This is a genomic window from Citromicrobium sp. JLT1363 (genome assembly GCF_000186705.1).
Classification (GTDB): domain Bacteria; phylum Pseudomonadota; class Alphaproteobacteria; order Sphingomonadales; family Sphingomonadaceae; genus Alteriqipengyuania.
Genome location: NZ_AEUE01000006.1, coordinates 65,881 through 90,713, shown reverse-complemented (window position 1 = coordinate 90,713; position 24,833 = coordinate 65,881). Strand labels below are relative to the sequence as shown.

The following is a 24,833-nucleotide window of genomic DNA, read 5'->3' as shown; positions in this document are numbered from 1 at the left end:
GAATTTTACTCGGTCGCGCCTTCGAGCGGATCGGCATCGGCGTCAGGCACCGATTCGACCGGCGGATCACCGTCCAGCCCCTCGCTGTCGAGCGGCCCGTTTTCCGCCAGCGGATCGGCAGGAGCGGGCGAACTCGTCACATTCCGGTCGAGCGTCGATTCGATGGCCGAACCGCCCGAGATATCCACCGCCATCGCGGCGAGGATGATCGACAGGACGACGAAGGCGACCGCGAGCCAGCGCGTGGCCCGGGTCAGGAAATCGGCCGCGCCGCGCGCGCTCATCATGCCGCCCGGCGAACCGCCGCCGCCAATGCCCAGCCCACCGCCTTCGGAGCGCTGCATGAGGATCACTCCGACCAGCGCTGCTGCGACCAGGGCCTGGAGAACGGTGAGAAATAGAAACATCGGCAAAACGGCTTTCGCAAGTACGGATCGGGGGGAGAGCTAGTAACTGGCGGGCCCCTGCGCAAGCAGGGACGCCGGTGGTCAGTCCCTGTTGGCGATGACTTCCTGCACCGCCAGAACGATATTCATGAAGCTTTCGGCAGACAGGCTTGCCCCGCCGACCAGCGCACCGCCGACCTCGTCGCCCGCGATGATCTCCGCCGCGTTCTCGGCATTGACCGAACCGCCGTAGATGATCCGGATGCCCGCGCCGTCTTCTTCGCCGAAGGTCTTCACCAGGAAGGCGCGAATCGCGGTGTGCATCTCGACGATGTCTTCCACGCTCGCCGCCTTGCCGCTTCCGATGGCCCAGATGGGTTCATAGGCGATCGTCAGCCGCTCGACCGGATCTTCGATGTCCGCGGGGAGCGAGGCCTTGATCTGCCTGAGCACATGGTCGGTCGCCTTGCCCGAATCGCGCTTTTCCTGATTCTCGCCGCAGCACAGGATCAGCTTGAGCCCGGCATCCAGGGCAGCCTTGCCCTTCTCCGCGATCAGCTTGTCCTTCTCGCCATGGGTCTCGCGCCGTTCGCTGTGGCCGAGAATCACGAAGCCCGCGCCCGCATCGGCGACCATCGCGGCGGAAATGTCACCCGTGAAGGCGCCGCCATCCGCCGGATGGCAATCCTGCGCGCCCACGCCGATCTGCTCGGCCTCGCGCCGCACGGGGTGGATCAGCGTGAACGGCGGAGCCAGAGCGATTTCGACCTGCATGAGCCGCTGCGCCGCGCGGTCGATCGCGCGCGCTTCGGAGAGCATTGCACGCGTGCCGTGCATCTTCCAGTTGCCTACGATGAAAGGGCGTTGCGCCATTTCCCTGAGTGTCCTGCTATTGTAGAAATGATTGATCGCACGGGCCTGTCGCCCGAGCGCAGACCGGGGGCGGTAGCCGAGGTCCGAGGCACAGTCAAAACCCCTTGTGACCCCTTTGCCGTCCCCTCGTGGTACGCCTTGCGGCGATCCGCCGAGCGAACTAAGGATCGCCGCTGAGACGCATGGGATTGCGCCCTTGCGTGCGCCACCCCTGCCCTAAGTAATGCCCCCCAGGCCAAGGCTAGCCCGCTGATGATAAACTTCTTTCGTTCCTTCTTCCAGTCGAAGCTGGGCCTCGCGCTGACGATCGGCTTTCTGGTCCTGATCGCGCTCGCCTTCGCCAGTGCCGACGTTTCCACCACCGGCACCTTCGGCGGCCTTTCGGGCACCAACAACGTGGCAGTCGTGGGCGACGAGGAAGTCACCACCGCGGATCTGCGCCAGTCGACCGACAATGCGCTGCGCCAGGTGCAGGCGAACGAGCCGACGCTGTCGATGGAACAGTTCATCGAGGATGGCGGTCTGACCCAGGTGCTCGACACGCTGCTGGACCGCGTCGCGGTCTCCGAATTCGGGCGCCTGGTGGGCCTGCGCGCGGGCGAGAACCTTATCAACAGCGAGATCATGCAGCTGCCCGCATTCCGGGGCGCGGACGGCAATTTCAGCCAGGACCTGTACCAGCAGGCGCTGCGCAGCCAGGGACTGACCGACCAGATCGTGCGCGAGGACCTCAGCGATGGGCTGATTGCGCGGCAGGTTCTGATTCCCGCTGTTTTCGGCGCCAAGTTCCCCGACAGCATCGTGCGCCGCTACGCCGCGCAGCTGCGTGAGAGCCGTGATGGTTCGGTCGCGATCCTGCCCTCCGAACTGTTCGTGCCGGAGAACGAGCCGAGCGACGAACAGCTGGAGACATTCTACCGCGAAAACCGTTCGGATTTCATCCGGCCCGAACGCCGCCGCATCCGTTACGCCACGTTCGGCGCCGATGCGCTGGACGAACGGACCCAGCCAACCGACGCCGAAATCCGCCAGCGCTACGAACAGAACGCCGAACTCTACCGTGCGAGCGAAGAACGCACCTTCACCCAGGTGATCGTACCGACGCGCCAGGCGGCGGAGAGCTTCCGGGAGCGCATCCAGGGCGGCGCCTCGATCGACGCGGTGGCGTCCGAAGCCGGGCTCGAAGCCAGCGAGATCGGCCCGATCGTGAAGGAAGATTACGCCCAGAGCGCGAATGCCGCCGTCGCAAATGCCGTATTCGGTGCGGACGAGGGCGATGTGGCCGAGATCGCGCGCAGCCCGCTGGGCTTCCACGTCGTGCGGATCGACGATGTCACAGCAATTCCCGCGCGTTCGCTGCAGGAAGCACGGCCCGAGATCGCGGAGGCCCTGCGCAACGAGAAGCAGCGCCGTGCGCTGAACGAACTCGCGTCCGAAATCGAGCAGCGGGTGAGCAGCGGCGAATCCTTCCGCGAAGTGGCCGAGGCGCTCGATCTGGAGGTCGAAACGACCCGTCCGCTTACCGCGTCCGGCGCCGTTTTCGGCGAACAGGGCGAAACCGCACCGGAGCTTGTTCAGCCGCTGGTGGCCACCGCGTTCCAGATGGAAGAAGGCCAGCCCCAGATCGCCGAGGTCGAGACGGGCGAGACCTTCGTCCTGTTCGAAGCGGCATCGATCACGCGCTCGGCCGCGCCCCCGCTGTCTGAAATCCGCGAGGACGCCGTGGCCCGCTGGAAGCTTGCCGAGGGTGCGAAGGCGGCAAAGGCCGCGGCCGAACGCATTCTGAAGCGCGTCGACGAAGGCAGCACACTGGCCGCCGCCGTCCGCGCGGAGGAAACGCGCCTGCCGCCGCCCCAACCGCTCTCGATCACGCGCGAGGAACTGATGCAGCAGCAGCGCCCCAACCCGCCGCTCGCCCTGTTCTTCGCCATGACCGAAGGCACTGCCAAGCGCCTTGCCGTGCCCAACGATGGCGGTTTCTTCATCGTCTCGCTGGACGAGATCACCCAGGGCGATATCGAGAATGACGATCCCCTGATCGCAGAGGCCCGCTCGGGCTATGGCGAAGTTCTCAGCCGCGAATATGGCGACCAGCTGCGCGTCGCGATCCGCAGCGACGTGAAGGTCGAGCGCAACGACGATGCGGTCGCATCGCTGCGGCGCGAGATGACCGGCGCGACGAACTAGGCGTGCTGCGCAATCGCGACGCAGCACGCGAACGGCTGTCGCAGGGGCTTCCCGCGCTGGTCTGGCAACGGGCCATCGCCGATACGCTGACCCCGGTGGGCGCGGCCCTCGCGCTGATGGAAGACAAGCGCGGCGACTTCCTGCTCGAATCGGTCGAGGGCGGGGAAGCGCGCGCGCGTTACAGCCTGCTGGGCCTGGACCCCGATCTGGTGCTCCGCGCCGAAGGCGATGGCGCGCAGATCAACCGCGACTGGCGCACGGATCGGCAAGCCTTCGTGCAAACCGATGGTGACGCTCTTTCCGCGCTGCGCGCGGTGCTTGCCGAAAGCGCGATGCCCACGCCCGAAGGGTTGCCGCCCGCCCTTGCCCTGCTGGTCGGCTATTTCGGCTACGAGACCATCGCGCTGGTCGAACGGCTGCCCCGCGCAAGCGAGGACCCGCTCGACCTGCCGGACATGGTGTTCACCCGCCCCGGCCTGCTGCTGGTATTCGACGCGCTGACCGACGAGGTCTTCCTCATCGCGCCGGTCTGGCCTTCCGAGACGCAGCCCGAGCAGGCGATCGACACTGCGGGCGAGCGTATCGAAGAAGCGCTGCGCCGCCTCTCGCAGCCCTTGCCGCACGGCCGGGACGACGAGGCAGCGCCCGCGCCCGACCCTGACGACATGGATCTGCAGCCCACCGTGGCGCCCGAGGATTACGCCGCGCGCGTGGCGCGAGCGCAGGACTACATCGTGGCAGGCGACATCTTTCAGGTCGTCCTCGCCCAACGGTTCACCACACCCTTCCCGCATTCCGCGATGGCGCTCTATCGCGCGCTGCGCAGAGTGAACCCCTCGCCCTTCCTCTACCTCCTCGATCTGCCCGATGTCGGGATCGTGGGATCGAGCCCGGAGATCCTGGTGCGGCTGCGGAACGAGGAAGTCACCGTCCGCCCCATCGCAGGCACGCGGCCACGCGGGGCCACCCCCGAAGCCGACCGCGCTGCCGAGCGCGAACTGCTAGCCGATCCCAAGGAGCGTGCCGAGCATCTGATGCTGCTCGATCTGGGGCGCAACGATGTGGGGCGGGTTGCGCAGGCAGGAAGCGTGGAAGTGACGGACAGCTTCATGGTGGAGCGCTATAGCCACGTCATGCACATCGTCAGCAACGTCACCGGCAGGCTCGCCAAGGGCAAGGACGCGCTCGACGCGCTGTTCGCAGGTTTTCCCGCAGGCACGGTCAGCGGCGCGCCCAAACTGCGCGCGTGCGAGATCATCGCCGAACTGGAGAGCGAGAAGCGCGGCCCCTACGCTGGCGGCGTGGGCTATTTCGCGCCCGATGGCAGCTTCGATTCGTGCATCGTGTTGCGCACCGGCCTGGTGAAGGACGGCACGCTGCACGTTACCGCCGGGGCCGGCATCGTCGCGGACAGCGATCCGGCCTCCGAACAACGCGAGTGCGAGGCCAAGGCGGGCGCTCTGCTGGCCGCCGCGCGCGAAGCCGTGCGGGTGGCAGGCGAAGCGGGGTTCGGCCAATGAGCTTTCGTTCTGCCTCTCTCCTCGCGCTCTGCCTCGTCTCGCTGGCGGCCTGCGACCAGTCGCAGCCCGGCGAACCGGTGATCCGCACCGATATAAGCGGCGAAAAGGGCGTCGAGATCGCAAGTGCGGGGGAGAAAAAGGCCGCGCCCTCCCCCAGCCCGACCCCAACGCCCAGCGAAACCGCCAACCCCGAGGATTCGGCGTGCGAGCCCGTCCGGTTCGAAGACGTGGTGTTCACCCATTGCGTCGCCGACCCGGCGGAGCATCGCGTGCGCATGGTGCTCGGCTCCCCGCCTTATCGCAGCCTGGCGAAGCTATCCGCCGCAAGGGGCGAGGATGCCCCGCGTGTGGCCTTTGCGATGAATGCCGGAATGTACGATGGCGAAGGCAAGCCGATCGGCTATTACGTCGAGGACCGCGAGCGTCTGCAGGAACTCAACCGCAACGAAGGCTCGGGAAATTTCCATCTCAAGCCCAACGGCGTGTTCTACGGCACCGGCGGCACGTGGCGGATCAAGACGACCGAAGACTTCTACAGCACCGTGGGCGACCGGCCCGATTTCGGCACGCAGAGCGGCCCGATGCTGGTGATCGACGGTTCGATCCATCCCAGGATTTCGGAAGACGGCCCGTCGAAGCGCATCCGCAACGGGGTGGGCGTGGACAAGGACGGCAAGGCGCATTTCGCGATCACCGCCCGCCCGGTCAGCTTCGGCCAGTTCGCGCGCTTCTTCCGCGACGTGGCGGGAACGCCCAACGCGCTCTATCTCGACGGCAGCGTATCCAGCCTGTGGGACCCTGCACGCGGACGGATGGACACACGCGCCGACCTCGGCCCGCTGGTGGTCGTCGAAGCCAAGGAATGAACATGGAATACGAACGCACCCTCTACCCCGAAATCGAACCTTACGAGACCGGCATGTTCGATGTCGGCGAAGGGCACTCGCTCTATTACGAGCGGGTCGGCACGCCGGGCGCGAAGCCTGCGGTGTTCCTGCACGGGGGGCCGGGCGGCGGCATGGGTCCGGCGCATCGCCGCCAGTGGAACCCGGAAAAGTACGACGTCCTGCTGTTCGACCAGCGTGGCTGCGGCAAGTCCACGCCTTTCGCGGAGCTGGAATACAACGACACCTGGCGGATCGTCGAGGATATCGAGCGGCTGCGCCAGATGTGCGGGCACGAGGCATGGCAGGTATTCGGCGGCAGCTGGGGCGCCACGCTCTCGCTCGCCTACGCGCAGGCCTACCCCGAGCGGACCACCGAGCTGGTGCTGCGCGGCGTGTTCCTCGCCCGCCAGAAGGAGCTCGACTGGCTGTACAGCTACGGCGCGAGCGAGATCATGGCCGAGGCGTGGGACGATTTCGTCTCGGTCATTCCCGAGAACGAGCGTGATGAGCTGATCGATGCGTTCTATCGCAAGCTCACCGCCGACGACGACGCAACGCGGCTGGAGGCGGCGCGCGCATGGTCCGTGTGGGAAGGCCAGGTCGCCACGCTGCTGCCCAAGCCCGAACTGGTCGAGGATTACGCCGATGCGGCGAAGGCCCTGCCCATGGCCCGCATCTCCGCCCGCTTTTTCCGCGAGAAATTCTGGCTGGAAGAGAACCAGCTGCTGCGCGACGTCGGCAAATTGCAGGGCATCCCCGGCATCATCGTGCAGGGCCGCCACGACATCTGCACCCCGCCGACCTCCGCATGGGAGCTGAAGAAGGCCTGGCCCGAGGTCGAGCTGTGGATCGTCCACGATGCGGGCCACTCCGCCAGCGAGACCGGCATTATCGACGGTCTGGTGAGGGCTACGGACAAGTTGGCGGGCGCATGAGCGAGCGCAAGTTCACGTTCCAATACAACTACGCCGAGATGCTAGCTGCGAGCTGGTTCACTGTTCGCAAGCGATGGATGTGGAAGGGGGCAATTCGGTACATTGCCTTGGTGGCGATCCTCATGACCGCCATCATAGAATTTGGCGTCGATGAGCACTCGATTTTCTCTTTCGTTACCTCCGCATTGGTCGGAATCGCGATTGCAGTCGGATGCCTTTTCCTGACCTCCCTTTACTGGCTCTGGTGTGTGCCTCGGAGCGTCCGAAAGGCGTACGCCCAGCTCATGCTCGACGGAGAAAGCGTCGAGTTCTCATTTGACGACACCGAATTGAAAATTGCTGATTGCACGTCGACGTTGGCACTCGCATGGAACCGATGGGTTAAGTGGGCAGAGAACGAGCGTTTCATATTACTCTACCGGACAAGCACTTACGCCCACTTTGTACCGAAATCCCAGGTAAGTCGCGAGCAAATCGACGCGTTAAGAAGCCAGTTGGACGGTGCGGGTGTGAAGAAGGTTTAGGGACCGGACATGATCCTCGTCATCGACAATTACGACAGCTTCACCTTCAACCTGGTCCATTACCTGATGGAGCTGGGGGCCGAGGTGCGCGTGGAGCGCAACGACGCGCTGACCGCGCGCGAGGCGGTGGCGAGCGGGGCGAAGGGTATTCTCCTGTCGCCCGGCCCGCGCACGCCCAACGAGGCAGGGATTACGCTCGACACCGTGGCCGCCTGCGCCGATGCGCAGCTGCCGCTGCTGGGCGTGTGCCTTGGCCATCAGGCGATCGGGCAGCATTTCGGCGGGCGCGTCGTGCAGGGCGGGCTGATGCACGGCAAGACCAGCGCGGTAACGCATGACGGCAGCGGCGTATTCGCCGGGCTCCCCAGCCCCTTCGATGCCACCCGCTATCACTCGCTGGTGGTCGAGGACATTCCCGAGGTGCTGGTGGTCAATGCGACCAGCGAGACGCCCGGGCTCGACGGCACCAGCGTGATGGGCTTCCGCCACGCCGAACTGCCGATCCACGGCGTCCAGTTCCATCCGGAAAGCATCGCGACCCAGCACGGGCACGATCTGCTCGCCAATTTCCTCGAAATCTGCGGGATCGAAGCGCGCGAAAGGCAGGCGGCATGAAATCGCTCCCGCTCGCCGTTCCGCACATGAACGAGGCCGAGGCCGAAGAGGTCTTTGGCTGGATTCTCGACGGGGAAGCCACCGATCAGGAGATCGCCCGCTTCCTGCTCGCGATGACCGAACGCAGCGAAACCGCCGACGAGATTGCGGGCGCGGCGCGGGCGCTCAGGGCGCGCTACATCCCGGTCGACGGGCCCGACAATGCGATCGACGTGTGCGGCACGGGCGGCGACGGACACCATACGCTCAACGTCTCGACCGCCGTGGGCCTGGTGGTCGCGGCCTGCGGGGTGCCCGTGGCGCGGCATGGCAACCGGGCGATCTCCTCGCTCTCGGGCGTGGCGGACACGCTGGAGGTGCTGGGCCTTGACATGGAAGCTGCCGGACGCACGGCGGAAAAGACGCTGAACGAGATCGGCATCTGCTTCCTCTTCGCGCCCAATCACCACCCCGCGATGCGGCGCATCCAGCCGATCCGCAAGCAGCTGGGCCGCCGGACGATCTTCAACCTGATGGGCCCGCTGTCGAACCCGGTCGGCGTGAAGCGCCAGCTGATCGGCATCGCGCGCCCCGGCTACGTGCCGATCTACGGCGAGGCCGCTTCGCGTCTGGGGTCCGAGCGGACGCTGATCGTTTCGGGTGATGAAGGGCTCGACGAATTGAGCCTCGCTGCGGGCAACGAGATGGCGGACGTGACCGGTGACAACTTCGTCATGCGGCGCGTCGATGCAGGCATGGCGGGGCTCGAACACGCGCCGGTCGAGGCGATCCGGGGCGGCGATCCGGCCCATAATGCCAAGGCCTTGAGCGCGCTGCTGCAGGGCACGCCCGGCCCCTACCGCGATGCAGTGCTGTTCAACTCCGCCGCCGCGCTGATCGCGGCGGGGGAGACCGAGGACTGGAAAGACGGAGCCGCGCGCGCCGCAGAGGCCATCGACAGCGGCGGGGCACAGCAGCTGCTCGAGCGCTGGATTGCGATGGCGAGGTGATTTTCGACAAGCACCGCTCGTCCTGAGCCTGTCGAAGGACCGTCCTTCTTCTTGTGTGGCGTGAAAAGGAAAAGTGCGCCCCTTCGACAGGCTCAGGGTGGACGGACATTGAGGTTAGACTGTTGAACAAACTCGAAGAAATCTGCGCCACCAAGCGCGACGAGGTCGCCGAGCGCCAGGCTCAAACCGAGGTTGGCGCGCTGATCCCCCGGATCACCGCGCAGGCCCCGCCGCGCGGGTTCGAGGCTGCGCTGCGCAAGACGCACGCGGATGGGCGCCGCGCGCTGATCGCGGAAATCAAGAAAGCTTCGCCCTCCAAGGGATTGATCCGCGAGGATTTTCAGCCCGCCGAACATGCGAAGGCCTACGCCGCTGCCGGGGCTAGCTGTCTTTCCGTCCTCACCGACGCGCCCTATTTTCAGGGCCATGCAGACTATCTGATTGCTGCGCGAGAGGCCTGCACCCTCCCTGCCCTGCGCAAGGATTTCATGGTCGATCCGTGGCAGTGCGGCGAAGCCCGCGCGATGGGAGCGGATGCCGTCCTCGTCATTGTCGCCGCACTTACCGACCAGCAGGCAGCAGAGATCGAAGCCGCGGCGCTCGAACTCGACATGGACGTACTGGTCGAAGTCCACGATGCGGCGGAGATGGAGCGGGCACACAAGCTCAAGTCGCGCCTGATCGGCATCAACAACCGCGACCTGCGCAGCTTCGAAACCGACATCGCCACTACCGAAGCGCTGATCCCGCTCGCGCCCGAGGGCGCCTTCATCATATCCGAAAGCGGTATCGGCAGCGCGGCCGACTGCGCCCGGCTGGAAGCGGCAGGCGCGCATGGGTTCCTCGTCGGGGAAAGCCTGATGCGGCAGACGGACATCGAGGCGGCGACCCGCGATCTTCTGAAGCGCTGAGTCTGTCCTACAAGCGCCTTGCATGGCATGGTCGGCGCATGGCCCGCCCCCTGTGCACCCCGAATGATCTCGCCCCGCCTTTGCGCACCATGCAGGCAGGCGGCTTTTTTGCCCCTGGACAGTGTGTCAGGTGTGTCAGCCGTTCTGCAGGAGCGAGCCGATGAGCGGTCTCACGCACCTGGACGAACAGGGCGCGGCCCGCATGGTCGATGTGGGGTCCAAGGCGCAAACCGCGCGTTCGGCCACCGCCACGGGGCGCATTGCGATGAAGCCGGAAGCGCTATCCGCCATCCGCGATGGCACCGTTCCCAAGGGCGATGTGCTCGCCGCAGCCCGCATTGCCGGGATCATGGCCGCAAAACAGACGGGCGCGCTGATCCCGCTGTGCCACCCGCTCGCGCTCGACAGCGTGAGCGTGGAGTGCACGGTCGAGGAACAGGGCGTGCGTGTCACCGCCACCGCTTCGCTGACCGGCAAGACCGGCGTGGAGATGGAAGCCATGGTCGCCTGCAACATCGCGCTGCTGACCATCTACGACATGGCGAAGGCGCTGGATAAGGGCATGGTCGTCGAAGAAGTGCGACTGCTGTCCAAGACGGGTGGCAAGTCCGGCGACTGGCATGCGAGCGAGCGGACGGGATGAGCGCACCGCTGGACCTCGAAGAAGCGCAGGCGCGGCTGCTGGCCATGCTCGGCCCCGGCAATTCGACCACCATTCCGGTCAACGGCAGCGCCGGGCGCTTCCTCGCCGAACCGGCCATCGCGCGGCGCAGCCAGCCCCCGGTCGATCTGTCCGCCATGGATGGCTACGCGACCTGCGGCGAAGGGCCGTGGCGGATCAAGGGGGAATCGCGCGCAGGTACTCCGCACGACAAGGTTCTTGGCAAGGGAGACGCCGTGCGCATTTCCACCGGTGCGCAGATGCCGCTGGGGGCGGATGCGGTGCTGGTGCAGGAAGACGCGGAGGTCGATGGATCCCGCCTGACCTCCAGCGCACCGCCAACCGCCCGGTTCATCCGCCGCGCCGGTCTCGATCTCGAGGCAAGCGACACGCTGCTGACGGTGGGCACCTGGATGGGCCCGGCGCAGATCGCGCTCGCCCGAGCGGGCGGCCTGCCCGAGATCGTCGTGTATGAAAGGCCGCACGTGGCCATCATCGAATCCGGGGATGAGCTTTGCGCCGATCCGCAGGATTGCCCTGCCCCGAAGATACCGGCGGTAAACGGCGCCATGCTGGCGCAGATGGCCCGCGAAGCCGGCGGCGAGGCCACGGCAACCGGCCCGGTGCCCGATGATGCCGACGCGCTGGTCCGGGCCATCGAAGATGCTGCACACGCATCGCTGATCGTGATCTCGGGTGGCGCTTCGGTCGGCCCGCATGATCTCGTGAAGCCTGCGTTGGAGGCGGCGGGCTTCTCGCTCGATTTCTGGCGTGTGGCGATCAAGCCGGGCAAGCCGCTGCTGGTCGCACGGCGCGGGCACAGCGTGGTTCTGGGGCTCCCCGGCAATCCGGTATCGAGCTTCGTGACCGGGTTCCTCTTCATGGCTCCGGCCATTCGCAAGCTGGCAGGCGCCTCCCGGTCCTTCACGCGCCCGATCCCGATGCCGCTCGCCACCGCCCTGCCCCCTGGCGGCAAAAGGCGCGAGTTTCTGCGGGCATCCTGGACCGCGCAGGGCGTGACGCCTGCGACCGTGCAGGATAGCTCGGCGCTGCGTCCACTCGCCGATGCCCAAGTATTGATCGACCGTCCGGCGAATGCCGTTGCATCCGAACCGGGTGCGTTTGTTCCATGTTATCCGCTCGCAAATGGCGGATATGCTTGACTTGCAATTTTGGGTTGCCTAATTGTTCCGCATTCGTTCGCATCGCACGCGAACAGGTAAATACGGAGACTGGCCGATGTTGACCGCGAAGCAGCATGAATTGCTCCGGTTCATTCATGAGCGTTTGGAAGAAACCGGCATCTCGCCTTCTTTCGAGGAAATGAAGGAAGCGCTCGATCTCAAGAGCAAGTCGGGTGTCCACCGGCTGATTTCGGCTCTGGAAGAGCGCGGCTTCATCCGTCGTCTTCCCAATCGCGCGCGCGCACTCGAAGTGCTCAAGATGCCCGAAAGTTCCATTGCCGGTTCGATGCCGAAGCCCGCGAACGATCTGGGTGCCCGGACGACCAACGTTCCCGCGCAGATGCCCGAAGCGGCGAACGACGTGATCGACATTCCGCTGCACGGGCGGATCGCGGCGGGTGCGCCGATCGAAGCGCTGGAAGATCATCAGAGCCTCCCGGTGCCTGCCGCCCTGCTCGGCCCGGGCGAGCATTTCGCGCTCGAAGTCTCCGGCGACTCGATGATCGAGGCGGGCATTTTCGATGGGGATTACGCGCTCATCCGGCGTTCCGACACCGCGCGCGACGGCGATATCGTGGTCGCGCTGGTAGAGAACGAGGAAGCGACGCTCAAATATCTGTGGCGCGATGGCGGGCGCATCCGGCTCGATCCCGCGAATGCAAGTTACGAGCCGCAGATCTACGAAAGCCGCGCCGTGCAGGTTCAGGGCAAGCTGGCGGGGCTGTTGCGCCGCTATCACTAAGGTTCGCGGCCGGCGCGTTCGACACCTCCGGCCCCGTGCCACCAGCCATGCGCGCCCTGCCCCTGCGCGACCGTCCGGACGTCGCGGCTCTCCAGGCGGATCGCCAGCCCGCCGGTCTGTGACAGCATCCGCCTGTCGGCCTTGAGCCAGCGGGGCCGGCAACTATAGGGAAACCATCGGTCGGCGACCACGATGTCTGCCCGGGCGCAGGCTGCCGCCAGATCGCGCTCGGTCACGTAGTCGTGCCCCCGGGCCAGCAGGAGGTGGTAGGGCACCCCGCCTCTGTGGATCGTGGCGACGCAGAACTCGGCGCTGCATCGCGCGCCAGGCCACTGGTCAAGCGGAACCGGTGGCCCGTCGAGTGCGCCGAGTTCCGCCAGCGTGTCGCTGGCATAGGATGACCGGCTGTCGCGCAGGGTCAGCAGCTCGCCATCCTCGATGATGCCGACATGACGCCCGTCGCGCGAAACCAGCACGTCGGGGCGCGGTGTTGCCAGCGTTATGATGGTGGCAATTACCGCAGGTGCCAGGCCCAGCATCCGGCCCCGCCCACTCCACAGCGCCAGCCACAGCCCGCCGCCAACGAAGAGGAAGAAAGGCAGGCTGCCCATGTGCGGCGCCAGCTTTACGGCCCCCGGCCTGCTCGCGGTGAAGTGCGCAATGCCCAGCAGCAGGTCGAGCGACTTGCCCACCAGCCACCAAACGGGCGCTCCTGCACCAACCAGGTCCAGTGCGAGTGCCAGCGCGATCAACGGCATGGAGACAAAGGTGACGAGCGGTATGCCGACCATGTTGGCCAGCGCCCCGTAGAACCCGGCCCGGTGGAAGTGGAACAGCACGATCGGCATCAGCGCAATCTCGATGACGAGGCCCGTCACCAGCAGCATCGCACCACCGCGCAGCGGGCGCATCCACCAGCCCTCCTCTCGCGGGGCGAGGAAGGCGCGCACCGGGGCGCTGTTATGCAGGGCGACGATGGCCAGGACGGCGGCAAAGCTCATCTGGAAGCTCGGCCCGGCGACACTCTCGGGCCACAACAGCAGGACGAAGCCCGCCGCCACCGCCAGCAGGCGGAAGGTAAGCGGCTCTCGGCCCAGAGCCAGCGCGACCAGCACCAGTACGGCGGCCGCACAGCTGCGTACCGTGGGCACCTCGGCGCCGGTCAGCAATGTGTATCCCACCCCCGCCAGAGCACCTACCGCCGCCGCTAACACCGGCAGGCGCACCCGGAGGGCGAGCCATGGCCACAGGGCAAGCAGCTTGAGCGCAAGGAAGTACGCAGCAGCGATCACCGCGCTCACGTGCAGGCCGCTGATCGAAAGCAGGTGCGTGAGCCCAGCGTCGCGCATCGCGTCTTCGTCCGCCTCGGCAATGGCGCCACGGTCCCCGCTGGCGAAAGCTGCGGCGATGCTGCCGGCCGATCCGGCAAGCTGGCTGCGCACGTGCCCGGAGAGGTCGCGCTGGACCTTCGCGATCCCGCCCCAGCCCGGCGGCGCGGGCTCAACGACTTCTATCTCGCCCATGGCCGATCCAGTCGCGGCCAGCCCCTGAAACCAGGCGGTGCGCGCGAAATCGTAGCCACCAGGCACCAGCGGCGGAGCGGGCGGCATCAGTCGTGCGGTCAGACGGATGACCGCGCCCCTCTGCATTGCCGGCGTGGCCTTATCCAGCGGTACGTTCACGCGCAGCCTGATCGCCTCTGCACCTTCTGCATCGCGCGCAGCGAGCACAAGCCGGACGCGTTCGCGCGCGGGCTGTTCCTCGCGCTCGAGGATCCGCGCCTGCATCGCGCGCACCTGCGGGTACTCGATCGCCGGAGCCCCAACCGTGGCCGAACGCGCCCAGATCAGGGCGATGCCGAAGGCGATGCCAAGCCCGATGGCCAGCAGCGCGAGCGCGAGATCGGGTGCGCGCCCCCTCCGCAGGAGCAGCAGCCCGAACAGCCCCAGCGCGAGCGCGACACCTGCGGCTGCCAGCCATGTGACCATCGTCGGCAGGGTGAACCATGCCGCGACCCCGGCGATCACCGCAACGACCACCCAGGGCCCCCGCTCCAGTCCCGCTCTGCCAAGCTGCGCATCGAGGAGGTGCGTCAGCCTCTCAACCGGGGTGGACACGCGCCCGGCCACCTGCCAAAGCCGCTGCTGCGCTGCACCATGCCCCATGCGCGCCGCCCGGCTGTCCGTCACCTCGGATCGACTGCCGCGGCCGGTCGTTACGTCAGCTGACGGATCGTGGGACATGGGCTGCGGGGCCATGCTCTGAAATGGAAAGGAAGCGCGCTTAGATGGCAAGCGAAACCGGCACGATCATTACCCGCTTCGCTCCATCTCCGACCGGCTACCTGCATCTGGGCGGAGCGCGCACCGCGCTGTTCAACTGGCTTTATGCGCGCCACCACGGCGGCAAGGTGCTGCTGCGGATCGAGGATACGGACAAGAAGCGCTCCACGCAGGACGCGATCGACAAGATCATCGAAGGGCTGGACTGGCTGGGTCTCGATTTCGATGGCGAGACGGTTTTCCAGACGCAGCAGGCAGAGCGACACGCGCAAGTCGCGAATATCCTGCTCGAAAACGGCCACGCCTATCGCTGCTACGCCACCCCCGAAGATCTCGAGGCGATGCGGGCCGAACAGCGCGCCAACAAGCAGCCGATGCGATATGATGGCCGCTGGCGCGACCGCGAGCCCGGTCCGGACCAGGAAGGCAAGCCCTTCACCGTTCGCCTGAAGGTGCCCAAGGATGGCGAGACCATCATCGAAGACGCCGTGCAGGGCCGCGTTACGGTGAAGAACGAAGAGATCGACGATTACATCCTGCTGCGCGCGGACGGCACGCCGACGTACATGCTGGCAGTGGTGGTGGACGACCACGACATGGGCGTGACCCATGTGATCCGTGGCGACGATCATCTCAACAATGCCTTCCGCCAGCTGCCGATCTATCGCGCGATGCATCAGATCGAGGGCAACTGGCCCGATCCGGTCTATGCCCACGTGCCGCTGATCCACGGAAGCGACGGGGCCAAGCTTTCCAAGCGCCACGGCGCGGTGGGCGTGGAAGCCTATCGCGAAGAACTGGGGATCCTCCCCGAAGCCCTGTTCAACTACCTGCTTCGCCTTGGCTGGGGCCACGGCGACCGCGAGGAAATCACGCAGGCAGAAGCGATCGAGCTGTTCGATCTGGATGGTGTGGGCCGCAGCCCCGCCCGCTTCGACATCAAGAAGCTGCAGAACCTCAACGGCCACTACATCCGGGAGGCGGACGATGCGCGTCTGGCCGGTCTGGTTGCGGAAGAACTGGCAGGCAGTGTCGACGCTCAGATCGACCGCGATCTGCTCACGCGCGCCATGCCCGTGCTCAAGACCCGCGCGAAGGACACCAACGAACTCGCCGACAATGCGCGCTTTTTGTTCATGCAGCGCCCGCTCGACCTGACGGAAAAGGCGGCGGCCCTGCTGGATGATGAAGCAAGGGCGCGCCTGGCCGAGGTTCACAAGGCTCTGGCTGCCGAAAACGACTGGACAACCGAGGCACTGGAAGCCACTACCAAGGCCCTTGCAGAACGGCTCGAGCTAGGCCTCGGGAAGATTGCCCAGCCCCTTCGGGCAGCCCTCACCGGGTCTACGCAAAGTCCCGGGATTTTCGACGTTCTTGCCCTTCTCGGCAAAGAGGAGTCGCTTGCGCGGATCGATGCGCAGGCAGCTCCGGCAACAGATACTCAAGACTAAGGAGACCCCCATGTCGGATACGACAGCGAAGCTGGATATTGGCGGAAATACGCAGGACTTCCCGATCCTTGAGGGGACGTGCGGGCCCGAGGTCATGGATATCCGCAAGTTCTACGGAACGACCGGCAAGTTCACCTACGACCCTGGCTTCAAGTCGACGGCCAGCTGCGAAAGCGCGCTGACCTTCATCGACGGCGAGGAAGGCGTGCTGCTGCACCGCGGCTACCCCATCGGTCAGCTCGCCGAACAGTCCAGCTTCATGGAAGTCTCCTACCTGCTGCTCAACAACGAGCTTCCCTCTCAGGGCGAACTGGACGAATTCACCTACACGATCACGCGGCACACCATGCTGCACGATCAGCTGCGCCAGTTCTATCAGGGCTTCCGTCGCGACGCGCACCCGATGGCGATCATGTGCGGCGTGGTGGGCGCCCTGTCGGCCTTCTACCACGACAGCACCGACATCTCGGATCCCGAACACCGGAAGATTTCGAGCCATCGCCTGATCGCCAAGATGCCGACCATCGCGGCCTGGGCCTACAAGTACTCGCTCGGCCAGCCCTTCCTGCAGCCTGACAACTCGCTCAGCTACACGGGCAATTTCCTGCGCATGACCTTCGGCGTTCCGGCCGAGGAATACGAGGTGATCCCCGAGGTCGAAAAGGCGATGGACCGCATCTTCATCCTCCACGCCGACCACGAACAGAATGCCTCGACCAGCACCGTGCGCCTCGCCGGTTCGTCGGGCGCAAACCCCTTCGCCTGCATCGCGGCGGGCATCGCCTGCCTGTGGGGTCCGGCCCACGGCGGCGCCAACGAAGCCGCGCTGAACATGCTGCGCGAGATCGGCACGCCGGACAAGATTCCGCACTATATCGAGCGCGCGAAGGACAAGGACGATCCGTTCCGCCTGATGGGTTTCGGCCACCGCGTGTACAAGAACTACGACCCGCGCGCGACCGTGATGCAGGAAACCGTGCGCGAGGTGTTCAACGCGCTCAAGGTCGACGATCCGGTTTTCGAAACCGCGCTCCGGCTCGAGGAAATGGCGCTGAACGATCCCTATTTCATCGAGAAGAAGCTGTTCCCGAACGTCGATTTCTACTCGGGCATCATCCTTTCGGCGATCGGCTTCCCGACCACCATGTTCACCGCGCTGTTCGCCCTCGCCCGCACCGTGGGCTGGGTTGCGCAGTGGAACGAGATGATCTCCGATCCCGCTCAGGTCATTGGCCGTCCGCGCCAGCTCTACACCGGCCCGTCGCAGCGCGACTACGTGCCCGTCGGCCAGCGTTGATCGGCTAACTCAGCACCGAGAATCAGGCGAAGTCGCGCTGGGTCGCGGCTTCGCCACTCGGCACCGTAAGCGTGAAGGTGGCGCCATGGCCCGGCGTGCTCTCCACGCTCAGGTCGCCGCCCATCGCCTGCGCGAGCCGCTTCGAAATATAGAGCCCGAGGCCGGAGCCGCCGCCACCGCTGCGGCCGAGGCGTTCGAACTTGTCGAACACCATGCGCTGCGACTGGGCATCGAGCCCGGGACCTTCATCGCTAACCGCAACGCTTGCGCGACCATTGCTCTGCGAGAGCCAGATCGTGATGGTCGAACCTTCGGGTGAATAGCGGATCGCGTTGCCCACCAGATTGAGCAGCACCTGCAGCACACGGCGGAATTCGGCCGTGGCGGGCTGGCTCGCACCCGCGGGCGGAACTGCGATGTCGATGCTCTTTTCCTGCGCCCGCACCGCTAGGATGCCCGCCGCGCGCTGCGCCACGTCGGCAAGGTCGATCTCGTCCGGCGCGGCGCGGAAGCCGTCGGCCTCGACCACTTCCAGATCGGTCAGATCGTCCACCAGCGATAGCAGGTGCTGCCCGGCATTCACGATGTCGCGCGCATAATCGCTGTATTCGTCGCCCAAGGGCCCGGCGAGGCGAGAGCGGATCGTTTCCGCATTGGCCACGATCCGCGCAATCGGCTGGCGCAGGATCGGTGTAAGATCGCGCCCGATGGAAGCGCCATTGTCCTCGGCCCGGCGGTCGCGCCGCTTTTCGCGCCGCACCCATGCCCGGTTTGCGACCAGGTAGAGTTCGAAGCCCTGCGATCCCGGATTGGGCGCGCCCAGCGGAATGAGCCGCGCGGTCCAGTTGCGCGGGCTCCCCTCGATGGAAACGCGCGCCTGGTCGAGCAGCCGCCAGTGCAAAGGCTGCGCGTGCTGGCTGCCCTCGATGGAGACGAAATCGGTCCACACCTGGCCCAGGTTCTCGCTCATCCGCTTGAGCAGGGGCTGCAAATCCTCCGCCTCTGTATGCACGGTGAGGACCTTCTGATCGGGATCGAGCCGTGCGTGAAGTTCGGCCAGCGCATCGTCGATTGCATCGCGGCGCGCGGCGGCATCGTCGTCGCGCTCTACGGGCGGCGGGCTCGCCTGCCAGGTGACGATACCGATGGTGCAGCCAGAATCTCCGCCCCCCGGGCCCTCACCCTCGTCCGCCGGCACGATCTCCATCCATGCCTTGATCCGGTCCGTCCCGTCATAAGCATGGATCGTACGCCCGAGCCGCAGGTTGGTGCGACGCGCCTTGCGCACCTGTTCGCGCAGTTCGGGAATCGCGATGGTGCCGGGAATCTCGCCGCCACAACGGCGTTGCAGTGCCGCCAGAGGCTCGTCCGCCGCAACAAGGCGATCTTTCGCATCGGTGCGCGCGCGCGCGATATATGTCTGTTCTGCTTCCATCTGCCCTTACTCGGCATGCCCGAAAGGCGAGGATTCAAGGAGAGCCCGCGCGTCGGAAGTGGCTACCTTCTCGATCATCGCGGGCATGGTGGCATCGGGGTGGAGGCACCGCAGCTGCGCGCGCGTCTCAGCCGGGTTCAGTCCCGCCGCGCGCAGCGACAGGCCGAAACGCACCAGCTGGCGATCATTGGTGGACACGACCACGATATCGCGTTCCTGCCCTGCCCCGTGCGCCAGCGCCGTGAGAAACACCGCCGCCCCCGCATGGGTCAGCGACAGCGCGACATCGGCGCGCTTGTCCAGCCTGGCGACCGTGCGATCGAGCAGAGAAAGCCGCGCCTCGTTTTCCGCACGCATCTGGCGGATGCGCGTTTCGACCGTGGTGGCCAAGTCTTCGCTCAGGTCGTCGCGCTGGCGGCGCCAGACCGAGATGAAATTCGCGAACTGGTCTTCGGGCAGTTCGGCAAGCGGCATTTCCATGCGCTTCTGCTGTTCGATGAAGCGCGCCTGGGCCGCCAGCGTACCCATCGCAGCGTCCGCCAGTTCCGCATCCTCGGACACGATCAGCGATTGCAGCAGCGGGGAGAGAATAGGATCGATCCCGTTGCGTCCGCGCAGGCGGTCCGCCAGCTGCCATTCGATCGCCAGCGCGTGGCAATGGCCCAGGAATGCCGCGTGCCGCGCAAGCTCTTCCCCCAGGGCATCGGCCCGCGCCTCGGCATAGGCGAACACATCGTTCGCGCCGATCTCGTCCGCTTCGACGCGCAACAATCTGTAAGACGCGCTGCGCAGCATGCCGCGCACCCGCGCAATGATCGAATCGCTGAACAGCGAGCGATCCTGCGTGTTGAGAAAATGGGTGAGGACCGGCGTGAGCGTGGACAGCGCCATATCCCCGCGCGCCAGCTCGGCGCGCAGAGCCGCGTCGACCGCTTGGTCGGCGTGCATCGTTTCCGGCAGTGATTCCGGCACGCTGGTCATCTGGCTGTCAGTCACCGTCCTTGCTTAGCCCGCTATCGTTAAGGGGCGATTATCCCTGATCGATTGCCGCATATCTGCTTAGCACAGCAGCATGGCGCGTGCAGTCCCTGACAGGGACAGGCTGTGTATCGCATGAGAAATGTGAATCGCGCATGGAGCGCGCCAGTTTGGCGCGCTGATTTGCGGCGGGATGTGGCGGTCAGTCGGTCGGGACGCTGTCGAAGTCGGCCAGAAACCCGTCCAGCCCACGCAGGGCGACGGGATCGCCCGGCGCAGCTTCTACCGCCTGCTGGGCAAGCGTGATCAGCTCGTCGGCGTGGAAGCTCGCAGCAAGGCCCTTGATCCGCTGCGCCGCGACAAGCCAGTTGCCGTCGCAACGCGCGCGCTTGAGCAGGTCCACCTGATAGGCAAGACTTTCGCGAAATGCGCCGCGCAGCTCGCTGAGCAGCGCAGGGTCGTCGCCGGCGGCAGCGGCGAGCGTCGCAGTGAAGGCAGCATTTTCGAAAGCCATAAGCGTTTTTCTAGGCGCCGGGCAGTTAACGCGGGGTTTAACGCCAGGGGAAACGTGATAGATCGTGTTCATGGACGGGGGTACTTCGATCAGAGCCGTTGATGAGGCAGGGCGCGACGCTGGCTCGCCCCAACCTGCACAGGGTACGCAATCCGCGCCGGCGGACGGGCTGGCAGCATCGGCGGATTCGTCCGTGCCGGAGCGGATGCCCCTGGTTGCCGCCCCCCTTGCGACGGCCATTGCCGCGCTCGCCCTGCTGGGCTGGACCGGGTTTTTCGTGCTGGCGAACGGGCCGCAGCGCTTCATCGCGCTGGACCTTGCCGAATGGAGCGAGGCCATCACCGCATGGGCGGTGCCTGCGCTCCTGATCCTGTTCGCATGGCATATGGCGAGCCAGCGCGCCGCCAGACAGAGCGCGCATTTCCGTGCGACCGCACGCGCCGCCGCAGCCGATCTCGGTGAATTCGAAGCGCGGCTTTCCACCGTCAACCGCGAGCTTGGCCTCGCGCGCGATTTCCTCACCCGCCAGACGCGCGAGCTGGAAACGCATGGACGCGTGGCCGCCTCGCGCCTGTCCGAGAACGCCGACCGGATCGAGCTGCTGGTGGCCGAGAACGGCGAAGAAGTGGAACGGATCGCCCGCGTATCGGAAACTGCGCTCGCCAACATGGCCAAGCTGCGCGACGATCTGCCAGTCATCTCCAACGCATCGCGCGATGCGGCCAATGCGGTAGGTTCGGCGGGCGAGAAGGCGCAGGGCGCGCTCCATCGCCTGCGCGAAGGGCTGGAGAAGCTCAACGAATTCGGCGAAGCGGGGGAACGGCACGCGCTCCATTTCCACAGCCAGGTAGACCGCACGCTGACCACGCTGGGCGATCGCGTTTCCGAACTCGAAGCAATGGCCGATGCCCGCTTCGCCGCGCTGCGCGAGCGGAGCGACAGCTTCCGCAGCGAGATGGACGAACGCGAGGATGAGGCGCTGGCGGTAGCGCGACAGCGGATCGACACGCTGCGCGAGCAGCTGACCGAAGCAATCGCACACGTCCAGTCGATCGACGAACAGGCGATGGGATCGGCGCAGGACCGGCTTGCCAGTCTGCGCGACGAAGCCGAGCGGATCGACGAATCCATGCGCACACGCGACAGGGATTTCGTCGGATGGGTCGAGGCCCGCCGCGCCCGGCTGGAAGAGGTCGAGAGCCGGGCCATGAACTCGCTCGAAAACCGGCTCGCCGCAATCGACGCGGCAGTGACGCAACGGCGCGAAAGCCATCAGGCGATCAGCCGCGAGATTGCCGAAGCAGCCGAGGAAACCGCAGATCGCATGGCCAGTGCCAGCGCGCGGATCGAAGAAATCGCGCAGCAGGCATCCGGGGCCAGAGACACACTTCTCGATTCGACCCGAACCCTCGAGGAACGGCTGGAAAGCGGTACGGACGATCTCGCAGCCTTGCGCGAAACGCTCGACGACGCGACCGAGGCGGGTGTGCGCCTGCTCGAGATCATCCAGGCAGGTGCGAAGCATAGCCGCGAGGTCCTGCCCCAGGCGATGGAAGCAGCCGAGGCACGGCTCGAAACCCTCCGGGAAAACGGCGAGAAACTGCGCCGCACGATCGACGAAGGCGCGCAGAAGAGCGAGCATCTCTCTGCCTACGTCATCGACGCACGCGAGAAGGGCCAGGAGATACTCTCCGATGCCGACCGGATCGACGACAGGCTCTCAAGAACCCGCGACACCATGAGCGAGAATATCGCCGCGCTTCGCACCGCCCTCGCCCTGCTCGACGAGGAAGCGGGCGCCGTTGCCGAGGCCACTGCCACGCACGTCACCGGCGCGATCGGCCAGCTGGAACGCTCGACGGAAAAGGCGCACGCGCTGCTGGAGAGCTTTGCCAGCGGCGAAGGCCGCGAACTCGGCGCGCAGATCGGCGAGAACGCCGCGGAGAGCGTCGGAGATGCCATGCGGGCGCAGGCCGACGAAGCCTTGGGCGAACTGCGCCAGGCGACCGAGCGATCCGCCGAAGCCGCGCGCGAGGCGGCCCGCCAGCTGCGCGATCAGCTCGCGCTGGTGAACGAACTCGCCGGCAACCTCGAGACGCGCGTGTCCGTCGCGCGCGAGCGGGCGGAAGAGCAGGTCGACCATGATTTCGCGCGGCGCGTGGCGCTGATAACCGAAAGCCTCAATTCCAACGCCATCGACATCACCAAGTCGCTGTCGAGCGAAGTCGCGGACACGGCATGGGCCAGCTACCTGCGCGGGGATCGGGGCATCTTCACCCGTCGCGCGGTCCGTCTGCTCGACAATCGGCAGGCGCGCGAGATCGCGGAGCTGTACGACGAGGACGATGATTTCCGCGCCCACGTCAACCGCTACATCCACGATTTCGAGGCTATGCTGCGCACGCTGCTGTCCACGCGAGACGGCAATGCGCTGGCGGTAACGCTGCTGGGCTCCGAAGTCGGAAAGCTCTACGTGGCGATGGCGCAGGCGCTCGACCGGCTGCGGACCAGCTGACGCGCCTTCGGGTGGATCAGCCGCGCTGGCCGGGCGGAAGCAGGAAGTCGAATGTCTCGCGCGTGACCCATCCGTTCTCCCAGTTGAGCACCCAGATCGCCGTCAGCACGGCCGCAATCGCCGCAGCGCGCAGAGCCAGCCTGCCCGGCCGGAAATTGGCCGGCGCGCTCTCGGCCTGACCCGGCACCAGATCGACGCCCATTTCCTCGTCCGTGCGCACCCCGAACGGCAGCAGCACGAAGGCGACGAAGATCCATACCAGGATGTAGATCGCGAGGATCGACCAGCCACTCATCTCACGCCTCCGGCATGATGACCTGGACCTGCGGACGCTTGCCCGACCAGCGGTTGGCAGCGCGGCGCGCGGCAAGGCGTGCAGCTTCGTGCCGGGCCTTGGGGTCCTTCGCATCGCGCCCGCGCAGGCCGCGCAAGGCAGACTGGATGTCGCGCGTGGCCTCGGCCTCGAAATCGGGGAAATCCTCGTCCAGCGGCAGGCCGAGCGCGCGGATCGTCACCTCTTCCTGCCCTGTCACCGCCACGATCAGCACGCCATCGCGCGCAAGGCGCCGCCTTTCGGTAATCGCGCCGCCGTCTGCGGGAATGATGAGATCGCCATCCAGTACGAGGCGCCCGGTCGGCACCCGCCCGATCTTGCCGGGCTCGCCCGGGGCCAGGCTCACGATATCGCCGTTCTTCTGGAAGATCGCATGCGGAATGCCCTCCGCCAGCCCGAGGCGTGCCTGCTCCTGCATGTGGCGCAGCTCGCCATGCACCGGCACCAGCACTTCGGGCTGCAGCCATTCGTAGAGCGCCTGGAGTTCGGGCCGCCCCGGATGGCCGGAGACGTGAATCATGCTCTGCCGGTCCGTCACCATCTCGATCCCGCGTTCGGCAAGCTGGTTCATCACCTTGCCGATGGAAAGTTCATTGCCGGGAATCTGACGGCTTGAGAACAGCACCACATCGCCGCGCGACAGTTCGAGCGGGTGGTTCTTGTCCGCCATCCGGCTCAGTGCCGCGCGCGGTTCGCCCTGCCCGCCGGTGGCGATGATCAGCACCTTGCCGCGCGGCAGGTTCATCGCGGTGTCCCAATCGACCCGCTCGGGAAAGTCGGTGAGGTAGCCATTTTCCTGGCTGACCTCGAGCATGCGCTCAAGCGAACGGCCTGCGATCACGATTTCGCGGCCCGTCTCTCTGGCAATTTCGCCAAGCGTGTGCAGGCGGGCCACGTTGGAGGCGAAAGTCGATACGACCACGCGCCTGTCCGGCCAGTTCTGCACTTCCTCCAGCAGGCCCTTGAAGACGGCGCCTTCCGATCCGCTCGGTTCGGGATTGAAGACGTTGGTGCTGTCGCACACCAGCGCCAGCACGCCCTCGTCGCCAATGGCGCGCAGCTCTTCCTCGGTGGTCGGCTCGCCGATGATAGGGTCCTCGTCCAGCTTCCAGTCGCCGGTATGGAAGACCTTGCCATAGGGCGTGTCGATCAGCAGCGCATTGCCTTCCGCGATCGAGTGGGCGAGCGGCAGGTAGCGGATGCCGAAGGGCCCGATCTGCATGTCATCGTCGCCTTCGCGCACGATGTGCAGTGGCACCTCCTTTTCGAGCTGGGCCTCCTGCAACTTGCGCCTGACGAGTTCGGCCGTGAAGGGCGTCGCGTAAAGCGGCACGCCCAGATCGGCTGCGAAATAGGGAATGGCACCGATATGATCTTCGTGCGCGTGGGTCAGCACGATGCCGAGCAGATCCTTGGCGCGATCCTCGATGAATTCCAGATCGGCGAAGACCAGTTCGATACCCGGGTATTCGTTCGCGCCGAAGGTCATGCCGAGATCGACCATCAGCCACTTGCCGTCGCAGCCGTAGAGATTGACGTTCATCCCGATCTCGCCCGATCCGCCGAGCGCCAGGAAGAGGAGTTCGTTCTCCGGCTTGAAGTTCTTTTTCATA

At 66.1% G+C, this 24,833-nt stretch carries 22 protein-coding genes; 14 read left to right on the top strand and 8 right to left on the bottom strand.

Annotation, left to right across the window (positions count from 1 at the left end; genetic code table 11):
• Nucleotides 1–5 precede the first annotated feature (5 nt).
• Nucleotides 6–407 carry a preprotein translocase subunit SecG gene (gene secG, locus ADAD_RS0110215; protein ID WP_010413414.1) on the bottom strand — a complete coding sequence of 134 codons (402 nt, stop codon included), beginning with the start codon at nt 405–407 and terminating at the stop codon, nt 6–8.
• 81 nt (nt 408–488) lie between these two features.
• Nucleotides 489–1,259, bottom strand: coding sequence for a triose-phosphate isomerase (gene tpiA, locus ADAD_RS0110210; protein WP_010413412.1), 771 nt, complete (start codon nt 1,257–1,259; stop codon nt 489–491).
• A 252-nt stretch (nt 1,260–1,511) separates the two neighbouring features.
• Between tpiA and ADAD_RS0110205 the strand changes: the two genes are divergently transcribed.
• From ADAD_RS0110205 to lexA, 11 genes are all read left to right on the top strand, one after another.
• On the top strand, nt 1,512–3,446 hold the full coding sequence (locus ADAD_RS0110205) for a peptidylprolyl isomerase (RefSeq protein ID WP_010413411.1): 1,935 nt from the start codon (nt 1,512–1,514) through the stop codon (nt 3,444–3,446).
• A 2-nt stretch (nt 3,447–3,448) separates the two neighbouring features.
• On the top strand, nt 3,449–4,966 hold the full coding sequence (trpE, locus tag ADAD_RS0110200) for an anthranilate synthase component I (RefSeq protein ID WP_010413409.1): 1,518 nt from the start codon (nt 3,449–3,451) through the stop codon (nt 4,964–4,966).
• Nucleotides 4,963–5,832, top strand: a complete 870-nt coding sequence (locus tag ADAD_RS0110195) for a phosphodiester glycosidase family protein (protein WP_010413407.1) — start codon at nt 4,963–4,965, stop codon at nt 5,830–5,832. Before trpE ends, ADAD_RS0110195 begins: the two co-directional genes overlap by 4 nt.
• Nucleotides 5,829–6,788: a prolyl aminopeptidase gene (gene pip, locus ADAD_RS0110190; protein WP_010413404.1), complete on the top strand. Its 960-nt coding sequence runs from the start codon at nt 5,829–5,831 to the stop codon at nt 6,786–6,788. Before ADAD_RS0110195 ends, pip begins: the two co-directional genes overlap by 4 nt.
• The gene (locus ADAD_RS0110185; protein WP_010413402.1) at nt 6,785–7,312 is read left to right on the top strand and encodes a YcxB family protein; all 528 of its coding nucleotides are present in this window, start codon (nt 6,785–6,787) and stop codon (nt 7,310–7,312) included. The genes pip and ADAD_RS0110185 overlap by 4 nt, the downstream gene beginning before the upstream one ends.
• A gap of 9 nt (nt 7,313–7,321) precedes the next feature.
• Nucleotides 7,322–7,927, top strand: a complete 606-nt coding sequence (locus tag ADAD_RS0110180; protein WP_010413400.1) for an anthranilate synthase component II — start codon at nt 7,322–7,324, stop codon at nt 7,925–7,927.
• The gene (trpD, locus tag ADAD_RS0110175) at nt 7,924–8,916 is read left to right on the top strand and encodes an anthranilate phosphoribosyltransferase (protein ID WP_010413399.1); all 993 of its coding nucleotides are present in this window, start codon (nt 7,924–7,926) and stop codon (nt 8,914–8,916) included. The genes ADAD_RS0110180 and trpD overlap by 4 nt, the downstream gene beginning before the upstream one ends.
• Before the next feature lie 119 nt (nt 8,917–9,035).
• Nucleotides 9,036–9,827, top strand: coding sequence for an indole-3-glycerol phosphate synthase TrpC (trpC, locus tag ADAD_RS0110170; protein WP_029140059.1), 792 nt, complete (start codon nt 9,036–9,038; stop codon nt 9,825–9,827).
• A 160-nt stretch (nt 9,828–9,987) separates the two neighbouring features.
• Nucleotides 9,988–10,470, top strand: coding sequence for a cyclic pyranopterin monophosphate synthase MoaC (gene moaC / locus ADAD_RS0110165; protein ID WP_010413394.1), 483 nt, complete (start codon nt 9,988–9,990; stop codon nt 10,468–10,470).
• Nucleotides 10,467–11,651, top strand: coding sequence for a molybdopterin molybdotransferase MoeA (locus ADAD_RS0110160; protein WP_010413393.1), 1,185 nt, complete (start codon nt 10,467–10,469; stop codon nt 11,649–11,651). Before moaC ends, ADAD_RS0110160 begins: the two co-directional genes overlap by 4 nt.
• A gap of 76 nt (nt 11,652–11,727) precedes the next feature.
• Nucleotides 11,728–12,414: a transcriptional repressor LexA gene (lexA, locus tag ADAD_RS0110155; protein ID WP_010413391.1), complete on the top strand. Its 687-nt coding sequence runs from the start codon at nt 11,728–11,730 to the stop codon at nt 12,412–12,414.
• Here the strand turns inward: lexA and ADAD_RS0110150 are convergent.
• Nucleotides 12,411–14,672, bottom strand: coding sequence for a ComEC/Rec2 family competence protein (locus ADAD_RS0110150; RefSeq protein WP_029140058.1), 2,262 nt, complete (start codon nt 14,670–14,672; stop codon nt 12,411–12,413). The two genes, lexA and ADAD_RS0110150, sit on opposite strands and share 4 nt — an antisense overlap.
• 29 nt (nt 14,673–14,701) lie before the next feature.
• Between ADAD_RS0110150 and gltX the strand changes: the two genes are divergently transcribed.
• On the top strand, nt 14,702–16,147 hold the full coding sequence (gltX, locus tag ADAD_RS0110145; RefSeq protein ID WP_010413387.1) for a glutamate--tRNA ligase: 1,446 nt from the start codon (nt 14,702–14,704) through the stop codon (nt 16,145–16,147).
• A gap of 10 nt (nt 16,148–16,157) precedes the next feature.
• Nucleotides 16,158–17,444: a citrate synthase gene (locus tag ADAD_RS0110140; protein ID WP_010413386.1), complete on the top strand. Its 1,287-nt coding sequence runs from the start codon at nt 16,158–16,160 to the stop codon at nt 17,442–17,444.
• Nucleotides 17,445–17,466: 22 nt separating this feature from the next.
• Here ADAD_RS0110140 and ADAD_RS15835 read toward each other — a convergent pair whose 3' ends face one another.
• From ADAD_RS15835 to ADAD_RS0110125, 3 genes are all read right to left on the bottom strand, one after another.
• Nucleotides 17,467–18,879, bottom strand: coding sequence for a sensor histidine kinase (locus tag ADAD_RS15835; RefSeq protein ID WP_010413385.1), 1,413 nt, complete (start codon nt 18,877–18,879; stop codon nt 17,467–17,469).
• A 6-nt stretch (nt 18,880–18,885) separates the two neighbouring features.
• On the bottom strand, nt 18,886–19,875 hold the full coding sequence (locus ADAD_RS0110130) for a hypothetical protein (RefSeq protein ID WP_237700810.1): 990 nt from the start codon (nt 19,873–19,875) through the stop codon (nt 18,886–18,888).
• A gap of 184 nt (nt 19,876–20,059) precedes the next feature.
• Nucleotides 20,060–20,371 (bottom strand): hypothetical protein, encoded by a 312-nt coding sequence (locus ADAD_RS0110125; RefSeq protein WP_010413381.1) that lies wholly within the window; start codon nt 20,369–20,371, stop codon nt 20,060–20,062.
• Nucleotides 20,372–20,576: 205 nt separating this feature from the next.
• Here ADAD_RS0110125 and ADAD_RS0110120 point away from each other — a divergent pair, with 205 nt between their 5' ends.
• Nucleotides 20,577–22,886, top strand: a complete 2,310-nt coding sequence (locus ADAD_RS0110120) for a hypothetical protein (RefSeq protein WP_010413379.1) — start codon at nt 20,577–20,579, stop codon at nt 22,884–22,886.
• Between the two features lie 16 nt (nt 22,887–22,902).
• On the opposite strand, the gene ADAD_RS0110115 is transcribed toward ADAD_RS0110120, so the two are convergent.
• A complete protein-coding gene (locus tag ADAD_RS0110115; RefSeq protein ID WP_010413377.1) occupies nt 22,903–23,181 on the bottom strand; it encodes a DUF1467 family protein in 279 nt (92 codons plus the stop codon).
• A 1-nt stretch (nt 23,182) separates the two neighbouring features.
• Nucleotides 23,183–24,832: a ribonuclease J gene (locus ADAD_RS0110110; RefSeq protein WP_010413375.1), complete on the bottom strand. Its 1,650-nt coding sequence runs from the start codon at nt 24,830–24,832 to the stop codon at nt 23,183–23,185.
• Nucleotide 24,833: the final 1 nt, after the last annotated feature.

Coding starts and splice junctions, on each gene's coding strand:
- secG (WP_010413414.1), bottom strand. CDS start 407: ATGTTTCTATTTCTCACCGTTCTCCAGGCCCTGGTCGCAGCAGCGCTG.
- tpiA (WP_010413412.1), bottom strand. CDS start 1,259: ATGGCGCAACGCCCTTTCATCGTAGGCAACTGGAAGATGCACGGCACG.
- ADAD_RS0110205 (WP_010413411.1), top strand. CDS start 1,512: ATGATAAACTTCTTTCGTTCCTTCTTCCAGTCGAAGCTGGGCCTCGCG.
- ADAD_RS0110195 (WP_010413407.1), top strand. CDS start 4,963: ATGAGCTTTCGTTCTGCCTCTCTCCTCGCGCTCTGCCTCGTCTCGCTG.
- pip (WP_010413404.1), top strand. CDS start 5,829: ATGAACATGGAATACGAACGCACCCTCTACCCCGAAATCGAACCTTAC.
- ADAD_RS0110185 (WP_010413402.1), top strand. CDS start 6,785: ATGAGCGAGCGCAAGTTCACGTTCCAATACAACTACGCCGAGATGCTA.
- ADAD_RS0110180 (WP_010413400.1), top strand. CDS start 7,322: ATGATCCTCGTCATCGACAATTACGACAGCTTCACCTTCAACCTGGTC.
- trpD (WP_010413399.1), top strand. CDS start 7,924: ATGAAATCGCTCCCGCTCGCCGTTCCGCACATGAACGAGGCCGAGGCC.
- moaC (WP_010413394.1), top strand. CDS start 9,988: ATGAGCGGTCTCACGCACCTGGACGAACAGGGCGCGGCCCGCATGGTC.
- ADAD_RS0110160 (WP_010413393.1), top strand. CDS start 10,467: ATGAGCGCACCGCTGGACCTCGAAGAAGCGCAGGCGCGGCTGCTGGCC.
- lexA (WP_010413391.1), top strand. CDS start 11,728: ATGTTGACCGCGAAGCAGCATGAATTGCTCCGGTTCATTCATGAGCGT.
- ADAD_RS0110150 (WP_029140058.1), bottom strand. CDS start 14,672: ATGGCCCCGCAGCCCATGTCCCACGATCCGTCAGCTGACGTAACGACC.
- gltX (WP_010413387.1), top strand. CDS start 14,702: ATGGCAAGCGAAACCGGCACGATCATTACCCGCTTCGCTCCATCTCCG.
- ADAD_RS0110140 (WP_010413386.1), top strand. CDS start 16,158: ATGTCGGATACGACAGCGAAGCTGGATATTGGCGGAAATACGCAGGAC.
- ADAD_RS15835 (WP_010413385.1), bottom strand. CDS start 18,879: ATGGAAGCAGAACAGACATATATCGCGCGCGCGCGCACCGATGCGAAA.
- ADAD_RS0110125 (WP_010413381.1), bottom strand. CDS start 20,371: ATGGCTTTCGAAAATGCTGCCTTCACTGCGACGCTCGCCGCTGCCGCC.
- ADAD_RS0110120 (WP_010413379.1), top strand. CDS start 20,577: ATGCCCCTGGTTGCCGCCCCCCTTGCGACGGCCATTGCCGCGCTCGCC.
- ADAD_RS0110115 (WP_010413377.1), bottom strand. CDS start 23,181: ATGAGTGGCTGGTCGATCCTCGCGATCTACATCCTGGTATGGATCTTC.
- ADAD_RS0110110 (WP_010413375.1), bottom strand. CDS start 24,832: ATGAAAAAGAACTTCAAGCCGGAGAACGAACTCCTCTTCCTGGCGCTC.